Origin of the sequence: Nostoc sp. KVJ20, from assembly GCF_001712795.1 — a bacterium.
Classification (GTDB): Bacteria; Cyanobacteriota; Cyanobacteriia; order Cyanobacteriales; family Nostocaceae; genus Nostoc.
This window is the reverse complement of record NZ_KV757612.1, coordinates 1-25,837: the sequence shown is the minus strand read 5'-3', so window position 1 is coordinate 25,837 and position 25,837 is coordinate 1. Positions and strand designations below refer to the sequence as shown.

Below are 25,837 nucleotides of genomic sequence, written 5' to 3'. Positions count from 1 at the left end.
TATGACTACTTTTGAGCCGAATTCCACAATCCAACAAGCACTAATCGCAAGGAAATATTTCGAGTTACATCCTTCCATACAAAAAATTATCCAGTTGTTTTCGGTAATTTATGCACCGATAGACAAAAATTCATTCGTAAGTTGTCTTAGTAAAATTGACGCTTTAGATGAAAACAATAAACCTTGGGTTACTAAAACCCTCAGTTTCCAAATTGATAAATTGTTAAAAGCAGGCTTGTTAATACAGGAAAACAGGCAAGGTGCTGAATGTCATCCGTTACTCACAGAAATTGCTACTCGCCATGCTGTACAAACCGGACAGTTTGAAATCCTCGTCACAGCAGTAGAGGAGAAGCTACCAATACGTACTCACTGGAACAGAGATTCCCGAATTTTTTACAACTTACGCCAGTGTATCAGAGAAATCCGCATTGGTATTTATCGTCAAGACCTTAGTTTTATTAATCAGCAAATTGAAGCTTACCAAAAGTACGCTGATAGTGAAGAAAAAATAGTAATAGAAAATATCTTTGAGCAGATATACAATAATCCATTTGATGCAGATTGGTTTAACACCCTACCACAAGGATTATATGAAAGTGGTATATCTAGTATCCTCTTCAATTCAGCCTTAAAATTATCCGCTTCGGAAGATGCGTTGATGCTGCTAGAAGAAGAATGTTCTACACCTGGAAAACATTGCTCAGATTATCTACATCTGATTTTGACAGAACAACTGTTGTTACAAGGTTGTACCCAAGAAGCACAAGAAAGTCTGGAGCGGATATCAAATGAATATCAAAATAACGCTGCAATCTTTTGGGGTTGGTTAAGTTTTCTGCGGGATGATAATGAACAAGCCATCAAATATTATAAAGATGCCCTGAAAGCCATCAAAAAGGCTACAGGCAAACGCCAAATATATTTCAATACAATTGGGGGCTTATTTTTCATCCTCGCACTTTTAAAAGATGGTTCAGCGCAAAGCCTCAAAGAAGCAGAAGAGTACACCAGTTTGATGTCCCGTCAATCAGATCATTGGCTGAGGTTCACTTATGGCAGACTGAAAATGGTACTGCAAGTCCACCAAGGTGATATTACTCAAAAACAATTTGTAGTCAGTGGTCATATTTCTTCAGTGGAAGAAGAAAATAGCTTACAAACATTGTTTTGTTCACTATGCCTTTACTGGATGGATGCTGAGAGTGCTAAAAAACGCTTACCTAATTTATTAGAACCATTGTATCGGCGATCGCTTGCCTCCGGTTATCACTGGTTGGCAATGGAAACCGCAGAACTCCTATCCCGACTCAAACCAAGTAGTAACTATAAACAACTTGCAGAGGCACTGCGAGAAGATAGCAATATCCAAACCATCGTAGACTTAATTCGACCCCAAGAAGCTTGGGAAATGTGCCTCAATGCCTTGGCAAATCTCCAAAAAGAACCACAAACACCAGGAAAACCAGAATCGGAACTGCGTTTAGCATGGTTCATAACCTTCTATCCCAGCAGATGTGTCTTACAACCACGAGAACAAAAAGTTAATGCTAAAGGAGAATGGAGTAAAGGTCGCCCCATAGCTCTCAAGCGTCTAAGCAGTGCATTATCTGAGTTTGATTACATCACACCCCAAGATATGCGGGTATGTAGTTGTATTGAGGTATATAGTGAAGGCTATTACGGCAAAGTTGATTATACCTTTGGTGAAAAAGCCATCTCTGCTTTAATTGGACACCCCTTGGTTTTTTGGGAAGATACACCTACTATCCGTGTAGAAATTGTTAAAGGAGAACCAGAACTACTAGTTAAGAAAGAAAAACTTGGCCGTCTCACCTTAGAATTTTCTCCCAAATTACCAGAATCACAAAATATTCTGCATATCAAAGAAACTCCAACCCGCATCAAAGTCATTGAAATTACTGCCGAACACAGACGCATTGCAGAGATTATTGGTATAGATAATAAATTAAATGTACCTGCGATCGCAGAGAAACAAGTTTTAGCAGCCATAAATGCTGTCTCTGGTATCGTTACCGTACATTCTGACATTGGTGGCGGTTCAGAAGGTGCAGAAGAAGTACCCGCCCAGACTCTACCCCATATTCATCTTTTACCTGCCAATGCCGGCTTGAAAATCAGCCTTTTGTCGCGCCCCTTTGCCCAAGGTGGCCCCTACTACCGTCCTGGTACAGGTGGTGAAACTGTAATTGCCGAGATTGACGGTAAACGTCTCCAAACCAGACGAAATCTGTCTGAAGAAAAGCAACTTGCCAAAGATGCTGTAGCCGCCTGCACCACCTTGACTCAAACTGAAGAACAAGATGGTGAATGGATTATAGACGATCCCGAAGACTGTTTAGAACTGCTTCTAGAACTGCAAACACTGGGAAATAACGTAGTCATAGAATGGCCACAAGGAGAAAAACTGCGTGTTAGCCATAATGCCGACTTGAAAGACTTTAATTTATCAATTCAACGTCAGCAAGACTGGTTTGCAGCCACAGGGGAGTTGAAATTGAATAACGACCTAGTGCTAGATATGCAGCAACTACTAGAACTATTAGAGAAAACCCCCAGCCGTTTTATCCCCCTTGGTGATGGTCAATTTTTGGCTTTAACTCAAGCTTTTCGGAAACGCCTCGATGAATTGCGGATGTTTTCAGAAAAACATAGTAAAGGTATTCGTTTTCACCCATTGGCAACATTAGGGTTAGAAGATTTTGTCGATGAGGTCGGTAAGGTAAAAGCAGATAAACACTGGAAAACACATATCCAGCGTCTCAAGGAGGTGCAAAACCTCCAGCCGGAACTGCCATCTACGCTTCAAGCAGAACTACGTGACTACCAGATGGAGGGTTTTTGTTGGCTAGCGCGTCTGGCACATTGGGGTGTGGGCGCTTGTTTAGCAGACCAAATGGGACTCGGTAAGACCTTGCAGGCATTAGCTGTCATCCTCAGAAACGCCCATGAAGGGCCAACCCTAATAATTGCCCCAACTTCTGTGTGCATGAATTGGGTGAGTGAAGCGCAAAAGTTTGCCCCAACTCTAAATATTATTCAATTTTCTGGTGCTAACCGCCAAAAATTATTGGATGGTTTACAACCTTTAGATATGTTGGTATGCAGTTATGGTTTATTACAGCAAGAAGAAGTAGCACAAATGCTTTCTGGTGTACAGTGGCAAACAATTGTTCTGGATGAAGCCCAGGCGATTAAAAATATGACCACTAAACGTTCTCAGGCAGCTATGAACCTAAAATCTAATTTTAAGTTGCTGACTACTGGGACTCCCATTGAGAATCACCTGGGTGAGTTATGGAATTTGTTCCGCTTTATTAATCCTGGGTTATTGGGTTCTTTTGAAAGCTTCAATCAACGCTTTGCTACCCCCATTGAAAAATATCAGGATAAACTTGCACGTAATAAACTCAAAAAACTGATTCAACCATTTCTGTTGCGACGGACAAAAAATCAGGTATTAGAAGAGTTGCCATCTCGTACCGAAATTCTCCTTCATGTAGAGTTAAGTCGAGAGGAAAAGGCATTCTATGAAGCGTTGCGCCGTCAAGCAATATCTAAACTGACCGAAAGTGATGCAGAAGCAGGAAAGAAACATTTGCAGGTTTTAGCTGAGATTATGAAATTGCGTCGCGCTTGCTGTAATCCCAGCCTCGTTATGCCTGATACTGAATTACCTAGTTCCAAGTTACAACTTTTTGGTGAGGTGCTAGGTGAACTGCTGGAAAATCGTCATAAGGCGTTAGTGTTTAGTCAGTTTGTTGACCATTTGCACATCATCCGCGATTACCTGGAACAGCAAGGTATTAATTATCAATATCTAGATGGCAGTACTTCAGTGGCAGAGCGCAAAAAACGGGTCGATGCGTTCCAAGCTGGTTCAGGAGATGTATTTCTGATTAGTCTCAAGGCAGGCGGTACAGGACTGAATCTAACTGCTGCTGATTATGTGATTCATACAGATCCTTGGTGGAATCCCGCCGTGGAAGATCAAGCCTCAGACCGCGCCCATCGCATTGGGCAACAACGCCCTGTTACTATTTATCGTCTAGTAGCAAAAGATACTATTGAAGAAAAGATTGTGCAATTGCACCACCACAAGCGAGATTTGGCGGATAGCCTTTTAGAAGGTGCTGATATTAGTGGCAAGATATCAACGGAAGCCTTGTTACAGTTGATTAGTGAAGGTTAAGCTGTCAACACCTTCTCTGCGAGACGCTACGCGAACGGGGAATTCAAAATTCATAATTTTGAACCCCATAAATAAATTTAGGGGCTTGAGAAAAGGACACCTTTTTCCTCTCTACGAGACAAGGATGTGATAGCATACCTTCAACAAATTTAAATAGCATGACCAATACATGAATCAAGTTCGACTCCCCAAGGTTAGCGTCGCTGTGATTGGTTTGGTAGTTGCAAGCATATTTCATGCTACTCCCGTACTGGGAGTGATTCTAACTAGACAAGAATTTTCAGGTGATTTTATCTTAGTCGATGCTACTAGCCCATTCCTTACGAACTCTTTGCCAAAAGAGAGCGAATATTCTGGATTCGTGGTTTACTCAGAGTCCGGGACTTTGAGCGATTGGGAGCTATCCGTCAACAATCTAAACTTGAATTTGAATCCAGGATCTACTAATGGTGGGAACTTAACCCCAGATGTTGATTTTGAGCTTGGTTCTGGGTCGAATTGGAATTTAGTAGTTGATTTTGGCATTGCTTTTGATGCTCCAAGATATACCTTAGAAAAAACTTCAAGCTCTGAAATTAGCTTGACGGGTGAAGTCGGACGGGCAGGAACATACATCTATCAAGATTCTGCTGCCAATATTACCCTGAGTTCTTCATCTACATCAATACCTGAACCCACTTCCCTGCTAGGTCTATTGTTTGGAGTTGGTGCAATTGCCTCCCGATTTTCACGCTTACCCAACCGACCGACATAATCCAGATAGCGACCGGGAATTTAGGATTGATGGAAACTGTCAGCTAAAATAATAAGGTTAGTTATGCAGGAGCGCCAATGAATATCAGTATTAATATACCTGATGAGGTGCGCGTTTATGTAGAGGCACAAGTGATGTCAGGTGCTTACAGCAGCATTGGCGAATATTTTCTCTCATTGGTACAGCAAGACCAAAAACGCAAGGTACAAGTGAAGTTAGAAGGACTTTTGAAAGAAGGTATTCATGGAGAAGGGTAGGAAGTAACACCAGAATATTGGCAAAACCTGCGTTCTACCGTTTTAGGTCAGAACAGCATGGGCAACCCAAACGATACATGAGCTATCGATTAATTGTCAAAGACCGGGCAACGCAAGATTTGCGACATCCGGCAAATTACATATTAGTCAATTAGTATTACCTGAGCTAGTCGGCGTACTCCCTCTTGAATTTTCTGCTCATTGAGTTCAGCATATCCTAAGATAAATTCGCTACCAGGGCTATGTTTTAAATATTGAGGATACGCTGCCCCAATACTTACGCCAGCAAGAGCAGCAAGGTGGACTATTTTGTCATCAGTGAGTTCAGTATTGATTTTGACCATCAGGTGCATTCCGGCATTTTCCCCAGATATTTCAATTTTGTCACCGAAATAAGAAAACAAAGACTGCACCAAAGTCTGCCTGCGTTGGTCGTAGAGCGCACGCATCCGTCTAATATGGCGTTCTAAATGTCCTTCGGTAATAAAATCAGTCAGGGCGTACTGTTCTAACAAACTACATTGCCGATCTGCGAGCCATTTTGCACGAGCAAATATATGCACTAAATTCTGTGGTAAAACTAAATAACCAAGACGCAAAGCCGGAAATAGTACTTTAGAGAATGTACCCAGATAGATCACTGAGTTAGCTTGGTCTAATCCTTGCAATGCTGGTATGGGACGCTCACCATAACGATACTCGCTGTCATAGTCATCTTCAATAATCATCGTCCCTGATTTGTGCGCCCAAGCTAATAACTCTAACCTGCGAGAAAGAGATAACGTAGCACCTGTAGGAAATTGATGAGATGGAGTGACATAAACGAATTTAATGTTAGGGATGATATTTGTTGTTAGGCTACTGACTATTAAGCCAGATTGATCTACAGATATAGGGAATAGACTAGCTCCCTGTGCCAAAAAAGCTCGTCTAGCGCTTAAATAACCTGGTTCTTCTACTGCTATCCAATCACCACGGTCAATTAATACACGTGTAATCAAGTCAAGTCCCTGCTGTGAACCAGCAACAATAATGATTTGCTCTGGCTTACACTTAACTGCTCTGGAGCGTGACAGATAGTCAGCGATCGCCTCTTTTAGAGGTTGATATCCCATAGAGTCATAAGTATAGTCAAGCACGTATCGACTAAAGCGGCAATGGCGAGACAAGAGCTTACGCCACAAGTCTATTGGGAATTGATCAAAAGCTGGTCGCCCATAACTAAAGCTAATTTCTACTTCTGCTTCTGGTAGGTGTAAAAAAGCTCGATCGCTCAAACTTTCGCCATAAGTTGATAAGGATATTGAAGAATGAGGTAGTTGTGATTTTGGCTGAATCGGTGTGATATTTAGTAATTCATCAGGGAGTTGACGACAGACAAATGTTCCCGATCCGACAATTGTTTCTAGATAACCTTCACTTAGGAGCATCTCATAACTTTGGGTAACAGTGGTGCGGGAAACACTAAGCAATTGAGCAAGGGTTCGCGTTGAAGGCAGTTTTTTTCCTGGGGTTAATCTTCTCGAAAGAATAGCCTGACGTAGTTGGGCGTAAACTTGACGATACAAAGGTAAAGCTGCTTTTAGGTCAATACTAATAACAAAATCCATTCGGGTTAGGAATTACAAATGAGATAAGTGGACTGGTAATTTATTCAAAAAGTGGCACTTGTATCATTCCACTTACCTGATTACTCTAACGATATAGAGTATAAATTTCCAGCCATGCCTCAACAAAAAGCCTCTAGCCAAAGAACAACAGTTAAACGCGTACCCCAACGAGCAAACTATGAAAGCGACACCATTTATCAAATATTGGATGAAGGATTAGTCTGCCATGTAGGTTTTGTCGCAGATGGACAGCCTTTTGTGATCCCTACAGCCTATGGACGAGTTGAGGATACCTTATATATCCACGGTTCACCTGCTAGTCGAATGCTGCGAACCCTGCAACAAGGTATTGATGTTTGCGTAACAGTGACTTTAATTGATGGGTTAGTATTGGCACGCTCGGCGTTTCACCACTCAATGAATTATCATTCAGTAGTTGTATTTGGAAAAGCAACACTGGTCGAAGATGCAGAGCAAAAATTAGCTGCCTTGAAAGCATTTACAGAACACGTTATTCTTGGACGGTGGTCGCAAGTGCGATCGCCTTGCCATAACGAATTAGCCAGAACTATAGTCCTATCTTTACCGCTCACAGAAGCATCAGCAAAGATTCGCACTGGTGGGCCCATTGATGATGAAGCGGATTATCAAATACCTGTATGGGCAGGAGAAATTCCCTTAAAATTGACGGCGGCTGTACCCATAAACGATCCCAAATTACATCCACATATTGAAGTACCTGCAAATCTGAGCAACTACGCTAGACCACAAAAACTTATTCAATATTAAGCGGGAGCTTTATTGGTCTAAGCCGCTTTGAGCCAATCACAGACCACAGACTTACACCCCCAAGCAAAGTTAACCCAAACTTGCCACTGCCCCAGGTATGCGTTCCAGTAAGGCTCACCATCAGCAACGCCAACAGCCTCGCCAACCTTGGAGATTAACTCGCTGTAGGAAGAGCCAATACTGTCCAAGCCTTGCTGCAATTTCAGTTTCAGCCCTTTCCAGGCTTGTCCTTGGGGGCTGGACACTACCTCTTCTAATATTTGAGAGGTTGTGTCAATCACTGGTGTCGATAAAACTATATTATTAGTGACTGACACCAACTCACTGTAGGATGCTTCATCCCGATTTAACCACTGCCCAAAAATCGAATCACGCTGGTCATCAGGGGCAACAAACTGATAAACACACTCCCGATTTTCACGCTTGCCCAACCGACCAACATAAGCCAATTTCAAATCAATCTTTGCAAGTAGTTTCTGAGCGATGCCTTCGGCAACCCGAAGCGGGAACGCAATCGGTGTGTGTTTTTCAGAAATGGAAACATTCAGGTAATTTTTGATAACGTGCCGATGCTTGTCATAGACATTTTATATACGGGGATGTAGAGACAATGCTAAAGCCGAAAAAGCAACAAGGATGATTACCGCAGATGCCAATATGAAATATGCAAACCAGCCAATGAAAAACCCCAACCTCAGCAAAAGGTTTGGGGAATTAATATCAATTTAATCACACCCCCATCATGGCACAACTCGATATTCGTTCAAGCACTGTTCCGCTAGAGGTGGAATAATGACTAAACCAACCTCTAAGCGCAAAAAAGCCACCTCTGCCGTATCCAGTGACAGCACACCAACTGATGACCTTGTAGAAGAGGATATCTCCCTTGAAGAAAACCCAGGTTCAGCAACAATTACGGTTACTGCTGTTGAAGTTCCAGAGTTGACAGAAGAAGAACTGCGCGATCGCCAACACTTGGAACGCAAAGTGGAGAGAGCAGTTTTTGAAGCGGGGAAGGCACTGGCGGAATTACGCGATCGCAGACTATACCGTTCGACGCATAAAACATTTGAGGAATATTGCCGGGAGAGATTTGCTCATAGTCGTCGCCAGTCTTATCTTTTAATGGATGCGGCTGTTGTTTTTGATAACTTGGTTGAAATTTGTGATCAATTTGATCACAAATTGCCCACAGCAGAGGGACAAGTTCGACCCATGACAAAGCTTGAACCCCAGGAACAGCAGGAAGCATGGCTAAGAGCAGTATAAGTTGCTGGCTCTAAAGTGCCAACTGGTAGAATCGTCAAAGATGTGGTGCAAAGGATTATGGAGCGAACCCAAGTACCCAATACTTACCAAATCGGCGAAGTCTGCCAAATCCTTGCTAAGGACAATCCTGATCTGAGAGGCAAAGGTGGGTGCTGGGCTATTGTCAGCGCAGTGAATGACTTTAGTTGCAGCGTGAGAATGTGGGATGGTGAGTATACCGTTGGATTGCAGTATCTGAAGCCGTACAACTACTTGCCTGCCGAGTGTGAGCAGATGCAGGTAATTTGCGATCGCATCAGTCGAGTGTATTCAGATTCACTAGAGGAGACAGTCAAAAGTCTGTTGCAGTCGTCGGGGAAGGTGAATCGACCTTATCTAACAGGGCAAAGCCCAATGCATAACTCTGAAAGCAACAAATCATTTTTCTCTTCCACCCAAGACTTAATCAGGCTAAGATGTTCGTTTTGAATTGTTGGCTTTTGGTATCCCCCACGTTGTTTCGCCTCAATTTCTCCATTTTGGCGATACTGACGTAGTAGATTTCGTACAAATGACAAGCTGACCTTGAATCTTTGAGCTAAATGGCGTTGAGAGCCATCATGAGCTTCCCACGCTGCAATCACACGACGACGCAAATCCTCTGAGTAAGATACTGGCATCGAATCAAACAATTACTTCATGTCTAGTTTACCTGACTTGTGGTTCAATTACTTGAAAATAGCTGTAAGGCATTAATTCCTTTCACCTTTCAAAAATGAGCGAACGTACAGCACTTATAGAACCGGGGGACTTAAACCCACCGAATTTGTTAATTATTGCTTAACTATCATTGTATTAACAGCTTATAAGATGTATATTTTTATGGTATTAGCTCTATATCATCAGGTTAATTCTCAATTTTCAAGTCTTATCTAGAGAAATTCAACAAAGAAAGGAAAAAGAAATGCCTAAAAATGTCTATTAGTATTGATTCCAGGATTATTAGGAACTAAGTTAAAAACGCCTAAATGATTTCTGCTGTATCCGCAAGACTTACAGTAAGGTTTTCTTTGCTTAACTTTTGAGTTATTTAATGAATTAGCTCCAAGTCATGGAAAATTGATGGGGGTAAAGACGCAGAAGAAGAGGAAGAAAACATAAATGTGCAATCTATATTATCAAATAACGATTTGATCGGTGTTTCATCTACCAGGACGACAAACACAAGGATTTTTAGAAGCACTATTTATGATCGTGAGTATTGAGCTAGAAGTACCGGATCGCTCTATGGTGTCCCGTCGTTTAAACAAACTATCTTTGGAACTACCGATAGTTCCAAAGAATAAGGTTATTCATGTAGTAGTGGATTCAACTGGAGTTGTGGTACTTAATCGCATGATTCAGTCGGACAAGCCAGACAACTACAAAGTTGAAGACTAATAATCTACTCTACGGAGAGAAGGTGTACCTTTTTTAATTCATGTAACAACACCATTACACACCATTCAAACACAGAATTAACAAGGGAGTAGAGAAATATGCTGTCTGTCAAGAGTAAAACCGTTCTGGTGAGCCAGCCACCATTAGTTGAGATGGGGTTGCCATACCTGCCCATAATGTGGGGTATTTTTAAGACTTATTGGGAGAACTACGGTACTGGAAAAGACTATGTACGTTGGCTTTCGCCAATCAACCAAGTAGCAGAGGTTTCAACCCTTCTGCGTCCTTATCAGGATACCTCAATAGATGTGTTAGTACTAAGTTGTTACATCTGGAATTGGAAGTTGCAATGCCTAATTGCACAGCAAATCAAAGCTCTCCACCCACAATGTTTAATAATCGCTGGAGGACCAGAACCAGATTACAAAGATGTAGATTTCTTTAAGAAATATCCTTATATCGATATGGTTGCAGTCAAGGATGGAGAAATCACATTTACCAAGATTCTCAAAAAAGTCCTTGAATATGACGACACTGGTGAACTGATCGCTAATAAAAACTTATTTGGAGATATTTCTGGACTTTATCTCCCAGGAACCGACGGAAAAGGACATATTTACACCGGGCCGACTGAGATACCAACGGAATTCTACCATAGCCCTTATATTGAGCAAAGCGCCTACTATCAAGAGATGCTTAGTTCTATTAGTAGTGATGTCATTGTCATTTGGGAAACCAATCGCGGTTGTCCATACAAATGCAGCTACTGTGATTGGGGTTCTAATACGATGTCAAAAATTCGGCAATTACCGATGGAGAGGATCAAAGCCGAGATCGAATGGTTTGGACAAATGAAAATCGGCTTTGTCATGTCAGCTGACGCCAACTTTGGGATGTTACCAAGGGATATGGAAATTGCGGATCTCCTGATTGCTGCTAATAAAAAGTACGGTTTTCCTAAATATTTTTCTTACAACACGGCTAAAAATAATCCAGACAGAGCGTTGACAATTGCTAACAAGTTTCTCAATACTGGTCTTTTGTCAGCCCATGTGCTATCTATCCAACACACAAATCGAGAAGTCTTAGCCGCTACCAACCGTTCCAATATTTCTACACAAAAACAGTACGAAGTCGCACGGCAACTTATGGAGGATGGTATACCAGTCTATGTTCAACTAATTTTAGGAATTCCTGGAGACAAATACGAGTATTGGAAAGCTTGTTTTTCAGATTTGATGGAATGGGGAATCCACACGTATTATTGGGTTTTTCCTTATAATTTACTACCGAACGCACCAGCAGCAGAACCAGATTATATTCAAAAATGGGAAATTGAAACAGTCGATCGCTACGTTTTATTGAATCATGGTATGCGTCTGCGGGGGCCATTTGATCCCTTGACAACAAAATCCCGACTCATCGTCAAGACGAAGACATTTTCATCTGATGATTGGGTGAAAATGAATACCTATGCAGCTTACATTAAGTCCCTACACAATTGTAGTGTGACGCAGTTAATCGCCATCTATCTCAGGTTTACCCACAATATTCCTTACGATCGGTTTTACAATGATTTATTTGATAATTTTATCCAACAGATAAATCCTGCTAGAAACTGGTATCAAGCAGTCCAGGAAAATTATCAGGCCTATTTGGCAAATGATGATGCGATCGCTTTTATGGATATCCCCCAATTTCCTCAATTTGAATACCAAATAGAACCTAGTCATTGGATATTCATTCAAATCTGTTTACAACTTGAATATTTTTTCGACACGCTAAAAGAATATTTATTGCAGAGATATCCGGACTTTCGCAATCTAGAAAGTGTTGTTGAATACCAAAAACAATTGATTGTATTACCAAGTTATGATAAGAGCAAAGGAAAAATATTCACCACCAACTTTGATTGGATAACTTACTTCACGACAGCACGTCGTCTTGTTTCATATACTCCATTAGCACAACCGCAATGTATTCCCAATACGGTGATTAAAGTCAGCGATGTATCTTGGACAGACGAAGGTTTAACATTACCTTTTAATTGGGGAAATGGCAATGAAGAAGAACGATGGATTAAATGGTTTCATACTATGGTTTTTGGACGTAATTCCAGCTATAAAAACAACTTTCAAATACTTGAAATTCAGCAACAGAATGCTTTGGTTGCCCACGGTTGAACAAATAATTACTAATTCGTAATTCGTAAGCAACTTGCCGTTGTGGTACTTTGCGTCGATAATGCAGTAAAGCGCAAGTCTTCTTTTGTCAGAGACGTTGTAAAAACGAGGGTCTGGCAAACTCGCTAACGCAAGTTTGCGAGCGTAAATCGAAGGGTAATTCTTAATTAATAGGGTGCAATACTCCACCAAAATATCTAATGTGGTGGTAGTTATTTTTATTTAATTTTTGTCACTAATTCCAATAAAATGACGCTTTATTTTCAGTTTTAACTGTTATGGAGGGTCTAATTTAATTTGCTGTTTTATTCGTAAACGAATTGGAAAAAGTTTAACTTTTTTTTATTTTTTTATTTCATCTCGTGTCACCCATTGCAGGTAAGATGATGAGCATGGGTTTTAATTTAGTAAGGGAACTGAATATTTATTGTCATTAGATGCAATATTTACTTTTATTTGCACACAAATTTCTATAATTTAGTGCAGATAATATTCCTTTACTAAAGGAAAATTCCATAAGTTGAAATTAGAAAATAAGGATTGCAATTGATACCAGTCCTGTATGATTATGCGCCTATAGAGCTTGCCCAAAAATAGACACTATTTGGGCAATTCCTAAATTGCTTTGAAGTGAAAAAAAGCGCAATATTACAGGAATTGGTATAAGCAAATTGTTCAAATCGTGTAATTTTTCAAAAGGAGTAAAAATCATGTCAAATCCAGAAGCAAACATGAAGATTATGTCTCGTTATATAGAAGCCTTAACCAAAGGTGACTACAAGACTTTAGAAGAATTACTCTGTGATGAACTGGAACACAATCTCAGTCGCAGCGGTATGGATGTCAGTATATCAGGGAGCGCAGATGCGGTTAATGCTGCTAGACAAGCAGGCCCCATTGATGTGAAAGTTCATGATGTATTTGCGAGTGGAGATAAAGTAGTTGGACGGTATAGCTACACAATTTCCAGCGATGTTGTTCCTAATGCACAACCAGGAAAAACAACAGAAGTTTCCGGGATTGTAATCACTCGTATAGCAAATAACGAAATCGTTGAAGTATGGCATGAGCAAGATGCACTGGGGATGCATCTTGCCTTTGGACTAGTTCCTCAACCAGTCGCTTAACGAAATCGTTTCTTTGCATCCCTTGTTACAAGATTCAACCCAACACAACCAAAACATCAAAAGAGAGACAGTATGGAAACCGCAACCTTGTTTGTAGAAAAAGAAGCTACGAAAGATGCACAGAAAGTAATCAGTCAAGTTTCAGCAATGGCTATGGTGGACGAAGAGTTCAAAAGCCGTTTGGTATCGGAACCGACATCTGTACTTGAGGAATACGGTTTAGAGATACCATCGGATATGAAAATCGAAATTCGCAAGTCTTTTGAAGAAATACCAGCTGAACGCAACTCACATACTCTCTATCTCGTCATCCCCCAGACTGATGAATTGTCACATGAAGACTTGTCGATGGCTATATATGCAGCTGCTAGTTGCCAAACAACTGCAAGTTCAGCTTGCACAACACCTTCATGTCTTTCCTCAGCTTCCACAGCATCGTCAAACAGCTGTAGTTAATGCTTAGAAGCAGAATTGAGAATTTAGAATGCGATCAAATGACGGTTTGAATCGTCACCTGATTGTAGACCTCGAAATCTGCGATTTGCTAAATCATTCATACACAATTCCTCCTTAATTCAGTGTTGCTGAATCAAGGGACAATTTTTGTGGGATGAGCATCTTGCCCATCCAGAAATACAAGGAATAGGCTTTGTGTCCCATCCCACAAAAGCAATGAAAGGGAACTGAGGTTGCAAGATCCCCCACTTCTTCAAGAAGTTGGGGATCTAACTACCGCTAACCCCTCATTCCCCGTTTCCGCCCCAGAAGGGCTTGGTAAATATGCAACGCCCAATCGTAATAGTTGCAAAATCCAGGATCGTGCATTAATGATTAAACAACCCAAACTGAAGAGCCACCTACACGTTGAAATTGTTGGCAATGACAAGGTTCTCTTGATTGCAGAAGGTCGTTATTTCGCCTTGTCTGGTCGTGTGTATGCCCGAATCATGCCTCTGATTGATGGGCAACGTCACACCGAGCAGATTGTTGACAAACTACAAGACGAATTTTCGCAGACTGAAATATACCATGCTCTGCTGATTTTAGAGCGTAACGGTCATATTGAAGAGTCATTCACAGGTCTACCAGACTCGATCGCAGCATTTTGGAATACATTCGGGGTAGACACGCAAACCCTCGCCAAGGTCTTGGCTGCTAAAACTGTGAGTGTGACTTGTTTTGGTGACGTTCCCAATGAAGAATTTCTGACTCTTTTAGAAAAACTCTATATCCGTATAGCACCTATAGAAACTGCCCAGTTCTCAGTTGCACTTGTTGACGATTATCTTCAAGATGGTTTAGAGGAGTTTAACCAACATACCCTAAAACTTGGCAGACCTTGGTTAATTGCTAAACCGAACGGTATTTACTCTTGGATAGGGCCGTTATTCCAACCTGGAGAAACCGGTTGTTGGGCCTGTCTGGCTCAAAGATTGCGTAACAATTACGAAGTCGAAGAGTTTGCACGACGGATTAACAAACGAATTCATCCCTACCCTGCTTTAGCATCCTTACCTGCAACCATGAACATGGGTTTAAGTATGGCTGCAATTGAGGTAGCAAAATGGTTAGTCTTGGGTGAGAATACGACACTCAAGAATAAATTAATCACATTTGATACAGGTAGGCTGCAAATACAAGAACATACAGTTGTACGCCGTCCCCAGTGTCTAGAATGTGGAGATGCAGAATATCAAGCATCTCGATCGCCAAGTGCTGTTGTGCTGAATAGCGTATGCAAAACTTTTGTTGCAGATGGTGGACATCGCGCTGTATCCCCAGAAGAAACACTCAAAAACAACAAACATCACATTAGTCCACTGACTGGAATCGCTAAAAGTTTAATTCGCGTTACAGACCAAGACAATTCACCTTTGCACGTCTACATGTCTGGGCATAACATGGCAGTACGCTATGACTCATTTCAAAAACTACGGCGTCACATTCGGGGTTCCTCTTGTGGCAAAGGAATTACCGATGCACAAGCCCAAGCCAGCGCCCTTTGCGAGGCAATTGAACGCTATTCCGGCGTTTTTCGCGGTGAAGAAATTCGGCGCAAAACCAGTGCTGATGCTTTAGGGACACAGGCTATCAACCCACAAGACTGTATGCTCTTTAGTGAAGCCCAGTATCGCGATCGCGACGAATGGAACGCCCGCGATCGCCGTTTAGATATGATTCCTCTACCCTTTGACCAGGAAGCCGAAATTGACTGGACTCCCCTGTGGTCATTGACACACAAAGAATTCCGCTATTTACCCACTAGCTACTGTTATTACAGCTACCCTTCATTGCCGGAGCATTTCTTCTGCTTACCAGATTCTAATGGTTCTGCTGCTGGCAATACCAAAGAAGAAGCAATTCTCCAAGGCTTTATGGAGCTAGTAGAACGAGATAGCGTTGCTACATGGTGGTATAACCAATTACGAAAACCAGCAGTTGACCTCGATAGCTTTGACGATCCATACATTCAAAATTTAAGGCAGTATTATCATAGTATTCACCGAGAGCTTTGGGTTCTCGATTTAACAAACGACCTTGACATTCCAGCATTTATAGCAATTTCTCGCCGTATCGATCGCCCCTTGGAAGATATCATCTTTGCACCTGCGGCACATTTTGACCCCAGACTAGGTATTGTGCGTGCATTAACAGAATTAAATCAAATGTTACCTGGTGTCTCTACCAGCAAACCTGATGGTACAGGCTACAGCTATGACGATCCAGAAGCAATCCAATGGTGGCGCACAGCTACACTAGCAAACCAACCATATCTTGCACCGTGCGATCGCATTTTGCCCCGGCGACGCAGCGATTACAAATCAGCTCAAACCGACGATTTACGAGACGACATTTTGCTTTGTCAGTCAGTTGTTGAGCGCCTGGGGTTGGAAATGCTCGTTTTAGATCAGACTCGGCCGGACATTGGCTTATCTGTGGTCAAAGTAGTGGTTCCAGGTCTGAGACATTTTTGGGCGCGTTTCGCACCAGGGCGTCTGTACGACGTTCCAGTAAAAATGGGATGGCTGACCGAACCAATTTCTGAAACAGCACTTAACCCCGTGGCTATCTTTATCTAAAAGTTTAGAGAATTTTATGCAATGGCACTTAATACACTCAGCAAGTCTCTAAGCAACTCATTACAAGTTGCGCTGCGAAAGGAATTGATTTTGCAGGATCAGCCAGATGCAAGTCTTTGTATTAGCTCTGCATTTGGTCAACTCACTTTCAAGTGCTTGACACCAGGCTTACGAGCCGCATTTACTACCTTGAAAGAGGGTAAAGCAACTGTAGATGAATTAAGCGAGTCGGTTTTAACTGCTGACGGTGGTGAAGCGCTGACCCGATTCTATTACCACTTTGACCAACTTCTGACACGAGGCTGGCTGCAACATACAGTGGTTGCTAGTGGAGTAGCGATCGCCACGATTGTGTCTATCAGTCCCAGCTACCGCTTTCATTGGCGAGATTTAGACCTCGATCGACCCTATCAACTTTCTCGCTTCGCTTATTGCCGACGCGAAGACGAACATCTAGTACTTGAGTCTCCTGTCGGTCATACACAGATTATCTTACATGATTGGCGAGCTACAGCTTTAATTGCACTGCTGGCACAACCGCAATCCATACGCCAATTGAGAGGATATTTGGCAGGTATTAATGATGAAGTTGTTGCAGGTTGCTTGCAACTTTTGTTAAATGCAGAAGCGTTGACAACTGTCTTTGCAGATGGAGGAGATAGCGAAGATAGTAATTTGACTTTGGCACAATGGGACTTCCACGATCTAGTCTTTCACAGTCGCAGTCGTTACGGTCGGCACGCCAATTTGTTTGGAGCTAACTTTCGTCACATTAACCGAATTCAACCATTGCCAGCAGTCAAACCATCTCCTGAAGGCCCAAAAATCGACCTTTATCAACCAGAACTTGCACAACTGCAAGCTAATGACCCACCACTGGGCTATGTGATGGAAACACGGCGTTCCGTGTACACTTACGACACAAAACCGATTACGCTCCAGCAGTTAGGTGAATTTCTTTATCGGGTTGCACGAGTACGAACTCTCAGTGAAATTTCAGTTCAGGCTGCTAATGGATATGGAAAAGAGGTAATGCAAGTCAGTAGCCGCCCTTATCCGGCTGGGGGTAAATGTTACGATTTGGAGTTTTATCTGACGATCGATCAGTGCGAGGGATTACCGAGCGGATTGTATCATTATGAGCCATTGCAGCATCAACTAACTCGGCTGCGGGAGCGCGATCGGTTCGTAGAGTCATTGTTAAACTATGCAATCATCGCGGCACGGCAAAGCAATCCCCAGGTATTGATTACACTGGCTGCTAGGTTCCAACGAATTTCTTGGAAGTATGATGCGATCGCTTATGCCACAACACTAAAACACGTGGGTGTAGTTTACCAAACCATGTACTTAGTAGCAACAGCCATGAACCTCGCTCCTTGTGCTTTAGGCAGCGGTGACTCTGACATGTTTGCTGCGGCGGCGAAGACAGACTATTTTGCAGAAACCTCAGTGGGTGAATTTATCTTAGGAAGTTTACCAAAACCTCACCAATCATAACTAGAAGTTGGATAAAGATTTATGTCCTTAACTACCTATCACAGCAAACTCCAGGAACATGCTATCTTTAAACGCTTCAACGAACGATGGGTAGCCGATCCAGACTTCCGCAAAGCACTGAATGAAGATAAAGCAGGAACACTTGCTGGCTATGGTATTAATTGTAGCCCAGCAGATGTGCAATCGTTATTTGAAGCCGATGTTTCTCAGCCTTCAAAAGCTATGCGTGCCATGTGGCAAATCGTCGTTACCAAAACCAACTGGGTCAATGAATTTTATAAAAAACAGGCCCTACCTAGTGATTTGCGGATTTATAGCTGGCGAGAGAGACAAATTGCTAGGCAATTACTGGAACTTGGGCCTTTCCATACAAAGTCTAATCTTCACGCCTCATTGAGCATTGAATTGACCAAAGGCTGCTCGGTGGGATGTTGGTTTTGCGCCTTGAGTCCAGATCGTCTGAGTGGTATCTTTGAATACAGTACTGCCAACCAAGTATTGTGGAACGACGTGCTGCTAGTTCTGCATCAATATTTGGGAACTGGCGTCCAGAGTGGTTTTCTTTATTGGGCTACCGATCCACTGGACAATCCAGACTATGAGAAATTATGTCTTGATTTTTACAAGATTACTGGGGTGTTTCCCCCGACCACTACAGCCCAAGCATTAAAAGACCCAGCAAGAACGCGTGCCTTGCTGAAAATATCACAAGAACGGGGATGCTGGCTGAATCGCTTTTCTATTCTCAGTATTAAAATGCTGAATCAAGTTCATGCCGAGTTCAGCGCCGAAGAGTTGGCACAGGTTGAGTGTCTATCACTCAATCGTGAATCAGCTTTTGCCTTTGGCAATGCAGGTAAGTTCCGCGAGCGAGCTAACAAAGAGCCTGAACTGTTGCAGAAACAGCGAAAAAACCTGCTTTGGGCGCCTTGGTATACTGGCGATCCGGCCTATGCAAACACCGAGGAATATCCTTTGGCCAGCATCGGTTGTGTGACTGGGTTTTTATTGAATATGTGCGATCGCACTGTGCAGTTAATTAGTCCTGCCGCTGCTAGCGATCGCTGGCCTCTCGGTTACTACATTCATGCTCAGGGTACTTTCAACGATGGTGCAGAGCTAGCTGCATTGCTGAATCGTATGATTGAGGAACATATGTCGCCATTTTTGCGCCCTAGCGATCGCCTTTGTTTTCACAACTGGCTGCAATTTGAAGAGTTAGAAACAGGCTTTCGGCTCAATGGACGATTTCATCAATCTACAACATTTCAAGGTCAAGAACGCCACAGTCAATGGCGAGAAATTGGCGATCTAGTCCACAGGGGTGGAAAGACTGTAGCAGAAATTTCAGAGATTGTCTCTGTAAAATGCAATGTTAACCCAGAAGTTGTTCAATCGATGCTAAATGAATTGCTGCGTGCGGGAGTATTAGATGAAATTAACAATTGATATATGGGCTAGACTTTCCAAAGAGCAGCAAGAACGGCTACAACAAATCATTGCTCGCGCTGTTCCATCCCATGAGCGTACCATGAGCGAGTTTTTCTTGCCGCGATCGCCTGTAAATCAAGCGCGAATTGAGAAACTGACACAGCAATGGCAAAAAGCAATTACGAACGATGCACCGGAAAAATTTGACATCTATCTGCAAACTCAAAACCTGACCCATAACGCACAAATCAAAACATCTGTTTCCCAGTCAACAGTCATCAACCAAAATTATTTTCCAGCTAAATTTGTTGAAGTCTTAATTAAAAATCCCCAAGAACTACCTGAATGGGCTAATGCTCTTGTGGAGTTAATTAGTCTGGCTACACTCCCAGAGGAACAGGTAAAACAATCAGACAATATCTCAGACAATCAACAAATCCCATATCATCAAGTCATAGAACCTTTCCTACAAGGTGCAAAGCTTACCCTGCAACAGTGTATTGCAACGTCGGGATTAACTGTATCGGCTGCGGGTTTAACTGACATGCTAGCTGTATTTGCCAATCGACTTTGGCATCTGGTTGGCTCAGTTGTGGACTTTGAACTGCATCTTTTAGCGGCTAATACAGGCTTGTTGAATAACCTGGGGGCTAAGTCTCAACCGATTTTAGATGGCGACGTGACTAGTTGGCTAGACAGATTTGAACGATTTCCCGTCCTTGCATACTTGGTTGCCGTTTCCTATATGAATTGGCGGGGATGGATGACCGAAATTTGTCAACGTCTAGCAGCAGATCGGGAGTTACTCTGCACTCAACTGTTTAGGGGAATGCAGCTAGGACAGTTAACTGGCTTTCAAGGAGACGCAGGTGATGTTCACGCCCAAGGACGCACAGTGGCAATTTTGACATTTGCATCGGGTAACAAGGTCGTCTATAAACCAAAAGACCTGCGGTGTGCTGCTGCGTTTATTAACCTGGTTACCGATCTGAATCAATCAGGTTTAGAACCTCAACTACATGTGCGTAGCATCTTGACAAGGGGTAACTATACCTGGGAAGAGTTCGTGGAATACAAACCTTGTCAAAATTCCCAGGAGGTTCAAAGATTTTATACGCGCATGGGCATGACAATCCGCCTTTTGCAATTGCTGGAAGGACGTGACTTTTGGTTGGATAACTTAGTTGCTCATGGGGAGTACCCTGTATTTATCGATCTAGAAACCATACTCCAACCACGCCCAACCCCAACCAATTTGTTACCCGCAGAACAAGTTGCCCGGCAGATGTTGGCCGAGTCAGTAGTGGAAACTTGCATCATCGCCATGCCAACACCTATTGAGATGGGGATTAAGGCTGAGGATTTTGGTGCTTTGGCCATGCCTGGCGAGTTCATCACTCCTTATAAACGTCCAACAGCAAGCAGACACAACGGCAACAGGCCTAATGAACAGGACTACTTTACCTGGAGTCATACTCAACATGCTCCAGTTTTGGATAATAATCCAGTTGATGCGGCAGAATATCTTCAGGAAATTCTTGCAGGTTACAAGCTGATGCAGGAATGTTTGCAGACCAATCAGACAGCACTGCTGGCTGCTGATAGTCCTTTGGTCTACTTAAGTAATGTCCCAGTTAGGTTTATTTATCGTGATACCTGGACTTACCATAAGTTGATTCGTTCCAGTCTGACTCCGACGCTGCTGGTTGATCCTATTCAAAGAGAGATTTTTTTCCAACAACTACTCGGACCCGTTTTTACACAGGAACTGGAAACCGAATCCAGAAATCAGCACTGCCAGATCGTGGAAAGCGAAATTGCAGCTTTATTAAGGCTTGACATCCCATTCTTCACTTCTCGTCCTAATAGCAATGCTGTGTTTACCTTAGAGGGAAACGAAGTTGCCGGGTATTTCGATGATACGTCCTGGAATTGCTTGCAGCAAAGGCTCCATTGCCTGAATAAATTTCCTCTAGAACAACAAATGGATTTGATCCGTTCTTGTTTTGCGACAAGCCGGCCTCATGTTGACTTGCAGGTTACAGAACGCAATATGAAATCTGCCGTAATTGAAAATAGCTGGATTTCAGAAGCGATCGCTTTAGGTTCTTCTATCTTGGCAGATTCGGTAACATCATCTGCCAACGATCTAGCTTGGCTAGGGCTTGTTTATCATCCCCACATGGATCTTCTTTCTCTTGAGGTGCTACAGTCCGATTTACTTACTGGAACTTGTGGTTTAGCTATATTATTTTGCGATCTCTACACCATTACAGGTCAAGCATCTTGGAAAGATGCGGCGCGAGGAGCCTTAGCAGCAACGCTCAAGTCCGTTAACCATATTTCTGAAGCTTGGCAAGAGCCTGAATGGAGCGATCGCATTCAGAGAAACCCCTATTGTGGTGCATTTTTGGGAGTTGGCGCACAAATTTTCTGTCTACGTTATTGCGCTCAGGCATTAACAGCACCAGAACTTGACAAAATTGCTAATACCTGCATTCAAAACTTACCTCTAGAGACACTCATTACTCATCCCAGCTGCGATTTTGTATCTGGATTGTCAGGTCTTATGCTTTCTATGGTGTCGTCAACAGAAGGCCTAGAAATTGGTATTAAACTCATCACACATTTATTAGATATACGAACTAAAAATGGAGAACTTCCTCCACCGCTTTATCCACACCCTAGTTTATGGATGAACAGTTTCCCTGACGCTACAGCAGTATTGACTATGGGACTTGCGAAATTGTTAAAGCATGAGCATAGAATGGCGCCTCGGTTCCAACATGAGTTAGAAAGTCTTTTATATGCACAATTACAGAATTATCCAGGGGTTAGGCACTCTCCAGGACACCTACTTGCTAACTTAGATATTATTCAATCTACGAGAATAAATGCAGAGCAAGTACTTAGGAAAATCGACGAATATCTTGCTGTTGAGAGATTAGCAACCGATACAGTTGGACTGTTGGATGACCTAGAAGTTGCCATCACAGCATTTCAAGTTACTGGTAAAGATAAATACCTCCAGCACGCATTTAGTTCAGCTGAACAAATAAAAACAATCCGAGAGTCCTATGGATCTTGGTTTCCCAGGTCATTTGCTGCTGATCGGCATAATCTTTCTGTTGTATGGGGTGTTACTGCCATTGCACGCGCTTTTCTAAGATTGCATAGCCCATCTGTTTTCACCTCTATTCGTATCGTTGGAAACCCGAACTTTAGCTGACATTGTTTCTTTCTGTAAATTTTTCAGTGAGGGTTTTGTAACTACTCGGCGTTGCTATAAGCGTGTTAATCCTTCGTACTCACGCAAAATGCAGAGATTTACAGAGCACGTTAAACGCTAGATTTCGATTTTATACCCTTGTCTACACAATCGATACTTAAATTTGGACTATTTTGCATTGCCTTGAAAACGATAAGTTTTCGTCATTTCGGTATAAATAGCAACAATTACAGAGTTGATAATTAAAATTTATTTGCACTTTTTAACAAATGAGCATTCATATGAAATTGTATTCATGCTTAGTGTCTCATATTTGGTAACTCTCCGGTTCAACAGTTTTATGCTTGCTTTTTACTCTCGTTCATGAGAATATAAGCTTCATTTAAAATACGTTATTTCGACCGACAAACAGTATTTTCTAAGTAGTTACAGTGACTAAAACAAGCAGTAGAAAATAGAGGACGTATTATATCAGCTTAAGCTTGAACCTACAAAACCAGAAATATACGGTTTGCTTCAGTAGTAAATGCATCAAGAAAGCAATGACTACACGACCTGACGAAAAAACCATCTTTGCCACAACCAGAAGCAACCTGTGAAGAAGTCATCAAATCGATGCAGAAGACTTATCTAATTTGTTAATGCCAGTCCTGGGGCGATCGCAATATGACATCATTAAAGACCTCTAACACTCTTGGCCGGCTCGACCCCTTTGAAGCATCAATCGGTACGCGTAACTCCTTTGCCAGCAATGTCTGGCGCTTACGGCACTGGATGGTTCCGTACCGATGGCGCATTGCGTTAGCGCTGCTGTTTGCTATGCTCTCGGCCACCGCCGCCGTGTTAGTACCAATTGTGGTTAGTCGAGTGGTAGTAGACGGTATCCTGATGCATAACTACCGGACTGATCTCCCAGACTATGGACAAACGGCATTAATCAAATGGTTAGCAATCACGCTGGACACCAAACAAATAATCGCCGCCTGCGTAGTCGGCTTACTCTGGGTAATGCTGTGGTCTGGTTTTGGGTACGCCTTCCGCATCCAGTTGTCCCGTGCAGCACTATTGGGTCTGAGCGACTTGCGTCGGGATCTGTTTGCCCATGTCGAGCATCTCCCTGCTGCTTTTTATGACCGGGTTATGGTTGGGCAGGTATTGACTCGGATCGCTAACGATATCGAGAGCTTGTCTGAACTGCTGACTGGTGTCGGTGCGCTAGCTGGAGAATTGATTCCCCTAGTTGTCGCTGTTAGTGTAATGCTGTCTCTGGATGCGATACTGGTAGCAAAGCTATCACCTTTATTGATTGTTGTGGCGGGTGTGATCGTCACGTTCAGATATTATTCTAGTCCGATTTATCAGGTCATCCGTGCCACCTTATCGCGCCTCAACGAGCATTTGCACGAAAACTTATCAGGTATTGAAATCGTGCAGATGTCAGGGCGGGAGGCACTAAGCTTTAAACAGTATTCTGCTATTAACGATGCCAATCGGGTGGCTGAGACGAAGGCCATCATGGCAGAGACCATATACAACCCGATCGTCGATAACATATCTTATTTGGCGATCGCTTGCATCCTCTGGTTTGGTGGGCAACATGTACTGAACCACACTACCACCCTGGGATCGGTCGTGTTGTTCTTGCAATTCAGCGACATGCTGTTTCGTCCGATTGTGGCTTTGGGCGATCAAGCAAATGCAGTGTTCCGAGCGGCGGCGGCTTGCGATCGCATATTCCGGCTGCTGGACTGGAAAGAGTCTTTATCCGTGCCGTCGCAGCCTACACCCTTGCCTGAAGGCTTACACGGACGTATCGAGTTTCGTGACCTGAATTTCCGTTATGAAACTGGCGAACCAGTTATCCAGCACTTCAATCTGAATATCGCACCCGGTGAGAACATCGCTATTGTCGGGCCTACTGGCTCTGGCAAGACCACGCTAACCCGGCTCATCTGCCGTTTTTACGATGTGCCTGAAAAAAGCTTGTTCATTGACGGCATCGACATTATGCAGATAGACCCTGCACAAATCCGTAAGCGTGTAGGTGTAATCTTTCAAGACTTTCATCTATTCCCTGGCACCGTCTATGACAACATTGCATTGGGTAACTCGACCATCACGCCAGAAGATGCCCGACATGCTGCCAAACTGATACAGACCCTAGATTTCATCGAGGGCTTGCCACTAGGCTTTGATACGGTATTGGAAGACCGCGGCCAAAATCTATCGCAAGGTCAACGCCAGTTGTTAGCGTTTACGCGTGTCATTGCCTTGAACCCCGAAATCCTCATTCTGGATGAAGCCACTGCCAGTATTGACCAAGAAACTGAAGCTGCTATCCAAGCAGCGCTGGCCAAAGTCACCACCAACAGAACTTCCATCATCATTGCCCACAGATTACAGACCATCCGCCGAGCTGATCGCATTGTTGTATTAAACCATGGCCAGTTAGTGGAAGTTGGAAATCACACAGAATTGATGCTTCGTAATGGTTTTTATAAAACGCTTTATGAAGCACAATTATACAAGGGTATACGTCAAAACACACCAAACTACCCAACTAAAGATTTCTAATATTGAGGTGATTCCCGAAATAGACATTTGTACAAAAAATTGACTTCAATTAGGCTATATTAACCTGATTATTCGGAAATTAAAAAGCTGTAGATTATCTTTAAATACAAAGTGCTGTGATTAAGCAATTCAACAAAACAATCGCCTTTATTCAATATTTATTTTTCCCTATATAACTCAAGTTGCTAGTTACATACCAAGAAAGATGACATAGGGGTATAAAAACAATAAAATCCCTCCAGACAGAAAATTAGGAGGGAAATATGTTAAATGAAATAGTTACTATCTATTCTGTCATAGATGACCTATTGAAGGCGATTGGACATGATGAGGATATTCGTCGTGAAATGAGTGATGCAGAAATTATCACCACGGCAATGATAGCGGCAATGTTTTTTGGTG

The 25,837-nt window shown here is 42.6% G+C and carries 17 protein-coding genes; 14 read left to right on the top strand and 3 right to left on the bottom strand.

The features are described 5' to 3' along the window. Position 1 precedes the first annotated feature (1 nt). From A4S05_RS14565 to A4S05_RS14555, 3 genes are all read left to right on the top strand, one after another. On the top strand, positions 2–4,213 hold the full coding sequence (locus A4S05_RS14565) for a DEAD/DEAH box helicase (protein WP_069070548.1): 4,212 nt from the start codon (positions 2–4) through the stop codon (positions 4,211–4,213). 169 nt (positions 4,214–4,382) lie between these two features. Next, positions 4,383–4,967, top strand: coding sequence for a PEP-CTERM sorting domain-containing protein (locus tag A4S05_RS14560; protein WP_069070547.1), 585 nt, complete (start codon positions 4,383–4,385; stop codon positions 4,965–4,967). A gap of 77 nt (positions 4,968–5,044) precedes the next feature. Continuing rightward, positions 5,045–5,224, top strand: coding sequence for a ribbon-helix-helix domain-containing protein (locus A4S05_RS14555; RefSeq protein WP_084227111.1), 180 nt, complete (start codon positions 5,045–5,047; stop codon positions 5,222–5,224). A 143-nt stretch (positions 5,225–5,367) separates the two neighbouring features. On the opposite strand, the gene A4S05_RS14550 is transcribed toward A4S05_RS14555, so the two are convergent. Continuing rightward, entirely contained in the window at positions 5,368–6,834 is a 1,467-nt protein-coding gene (locus tag A4S05_RS14550) for a MocR-like pyridoxine biosynthesis transcription factor PdxR (RefSeq protein WP_069070546.1), read from the bottom strand. Positions 6,835–6,948: 114 nt separating this feature from the next. Between A4S05_RS14550 and A4S05_RS14545 the strand changes: the two genes are divergently transcribed. Continuing rightward, positions 6,949–7,623, top strand: a complete 675-nt coding sequence (locus A4S05_RS14545) for a pyridoxamine 5'-phosphate oxidase family protein (protein WP_069070571.1) — start codon at positions 6,949–6,951, stop codon at positions 7,621–7,623. Positions 7,624–7,640: 17 nt separating this feature from the next. Here the strand turns inward: A4S05_RS14545 and A4S05_RS41615 are convergent, their stop codons facing one another. Further along, a complete protein-coding gene (locus A4S05_RS41615) occupies positions 7,641–8,078 on the bottom strand; it encodes a hypothetical protein (RefSeq protein WP_069070545.1) in 438 nt (145 codons plus the stop codon). A 337-nt stretch (positions 8,079–8,415) separates the two neighbouring features. Between A4S05_RS41615 and A4S05_RS43305 the strand changes: the two genes are divergently transcribed. Further along, positions 8,416–8,892: a hypothetical protein gene (locus A4S05_RS43305; RefSeq protein ID WP_256090979.1), complete on the top strand. Its 477-nt coding sequence runs from the start codon at positions 8,416–8,418 to the stop codon at positions 8,890–8,892. Positions 8,893–9,263: 371 nt separating this feature from the next. Here A4S05_RS43305 and A4S05_RS14530 read toward each other — a convergent pair whose 3' ends face one another. Continuing rightward, a complete protein-coding gene (locus A4S05_RS14530; protein ID WP_069070544.1) occupies positions 9,264–9,551 on the bottom strand; it encodes a helix-turn-helix domain-containing protein in 288 nt (95 codons plus the stop codon). Positions 9,552–10,068: 517 nt separating this feature from the next. On the opposite strand from A4S05_RS14530, the gene A4S05_RS14525 reads away from it, so the two are divergent. The 9 genes from A4S05_RS14525 (at position 10,069) to A4S05_RS14485 (ending at position 25,435) form a co-directional block, all read left to right on the top strand. After that, the gene (locus tag A4S05_RS14525) at positions 10,069–10,311 is read left to right on the top strand and encodes a transposase (protein ID WP_069070543.1); all 243 of its coding nucleotides are present in this window, start codon (positions 10,069–10,071) and stop codon (positions 10,309–10,311) included. 98 nt (positions 10,312–10,409) lie between these two features. Then, a complete protein-coding gene (locus tag A4S05_RS14520; RefSeq protein ID WP_069070542.1) occupies positions 10,410–12,494 on the top strand; it encodes a B12-binding domain-containing radical SAM protein in 2,085 nt (694 codons plus the stop codon). Positions 12,495–13,204: 710 nt separating this feature from the next. Further along, positions 13,205–13,621, top strand: a complete 417-nt coding sequence (locus A4S05_RS14515; RefSeq protein WP_069070541.1) for an ester cyclase — start codon at positions 13,205–13,207, stop codon at positions 13,619–13,621. Positions 13,622–13,693: 72 nt separating this feature from the next. Beyond that, positions 13,694–14,077, top strand: coding sequence for a nitrile hydratase subunit alpha (locus A4S05_RS14510; RefSeq protein WP_069070540.1), 384 nt, complete (start codon positions 13,694–13,696; stop codon positions 14,075–14,077). A gap of 233 nt (positions 14,078–14,310) precedes the next feature. Next, the gene (locus A4S05_RS14505; protein WP_256090978.1) at positions 14,311–16,701 is read left to right on the top strand and encodes a TOMM precursor leader peptide-binding protein; all 2,391 of its coding nucleotides are present in this window, start codon (positions 14,311–14,313) and stop codon (positions 16,699–16,701) included. Between the two features lie 21 nt (positions 16,702–16,722). Beyond that, on the top strand, positions 16,723–18,201 hold the full coding sequence (locus A4S05_RS14500) for a SagB family peptide dehydrogenase (RefSeq protein ID WP_069070539.1): 1,479 nt from the start codon (positions 16,723–16,725) through the stop codon (positions 18,199–18,201). A 21-nt stretch (positions 18,202–18,222) separates the two neighbouring features. Continuing rightward, positions 18,223–19,650, top strand: coding sequence for a radical SAM family RiPP maturation amino acid epimerase (locus A4S05_RS14495; protein ID WP_069070538.1), 1,428 nt, complete (start codon positions 18,223–18,225; stop codon positions 19,648–19,650). After that, positions 19,634–22,861, top strand: coding sequence for a type 2 lanthipeptide synthetase LanM (gene lanM / locus A4S05_RS14490; protein ID WP_069070537.1), 3,228 nt, complete (start codon positions 19,634–19,636; stop codon positions 22,859–22,861). The genes A4S05_RS14495 and lanM overlap by 17 nt, the downstream gene beginning before the upstream one ends. Positions 22,862–23,527: 666 nt before the next feature. After that, entirely contained in the window at positions 23,528–25,435 is a 1,908-nt protein-coding gene (locus tag A4S05_RS14485; RefSeq protein WP_069070536.1) for an ABC transporter ATP-binding protein, read from the top strand. Positions 25,436–25,837 lie beyond the last annotated feature (402 nt).

Coding starts and splice junctions, on each gene's coding strand:
- A4S05_RS14545 (WP_069070571.1), top strand. CDS start 6,949: ATGCCTCAACAAAAAGCCTCTAGCCAAAGAACAACAGTTAAACGCGTA.
- A4S05_RS14555 (WP_084227111.1), top strand. CDS start 5,045: ATGAATATCAGTATTAATATACCTGATGAGGTGCGCGTTTATGTAGAG.
- A4S05_RS14485 (WP_069070536.1), top strand. CDS start 23,528: ATGACATCATTAAAGACCTCTAACACTCTTGGCCGGCTCGACCCCTTT.
- A4S05_RS14500 (WP_069070539.1), top strand. CDS start 16,723: ATGGCACTTAATACACTCAGCAAGTCTCTAAGCAACTCATTACAAGTT.
- lanM (WP_069070537.1), top strand. CDS start 19,634: ATGAAATTAACAATTGATATATGGGCTAGACTTTCCAAAGAGCAGCAA.
- A4S05_RS14495 (WP_069070538.1), top strand. CDS start 18,223: ATGTCCTTAACTACCTATCACAGCAAACTCCAGGAACATGCTATCTTT.
- A4S05_RS14510 (WP_069070540.1), top strand. CDS start 13,694: ATGGAAACCGCAACCTTGTTTGTAGAAAAAGAAGCTACGAAAGATGCA.
- A4S05_RS14520 (WP_069070542.1), top strand. CDS start 10,410: ATGCTGTCTGTCAAGAGTAAAACCGTTCTGGTGAGCCAGCCACCATTA.
- A4S05_RS14565 (WP_069070548.1), top strand. CDS start 2: ATGACTACTTTTGAGCCGAATTCCACAATCCAACAAGCACTAATCGCA.
- A4S05_RS43305 (WP_256090979.1), top strand. CDS start 8,416: ATGACTAAACCAACCTCTAAGCGCAAAAAAGCCACCTCTGCCGTATCC.
- A4S05_RS14560 (WP_069070547.1), top strand. CDS start 4,383: ATGAATCAAGTTCGACTCCCCAAGGTTAGCGTCGCTGTGATTGGTTTG.
- A4S05_RS14515 (WP_069070541.1), top strand. CDS start 13,205: ATGTCAAATCCAGAAGCAAACATGAAGATTATGTCTCGTTATATAGAA.
- A4S05_RS14550 (WP_069070546.1), bottom strand. CDS start 6,834: ATGGATTTTGTTATTAGTATTGACCTAAAAGCAGCTTTACCTTTGTAT.
- A4S05_RS14530 (WP_069070544.1), bottom strand. CDS start 9,551: ATGCCAGTATCTTACTCAGAGGATTTGCGTCGTCGTGTGATTGCAGCG.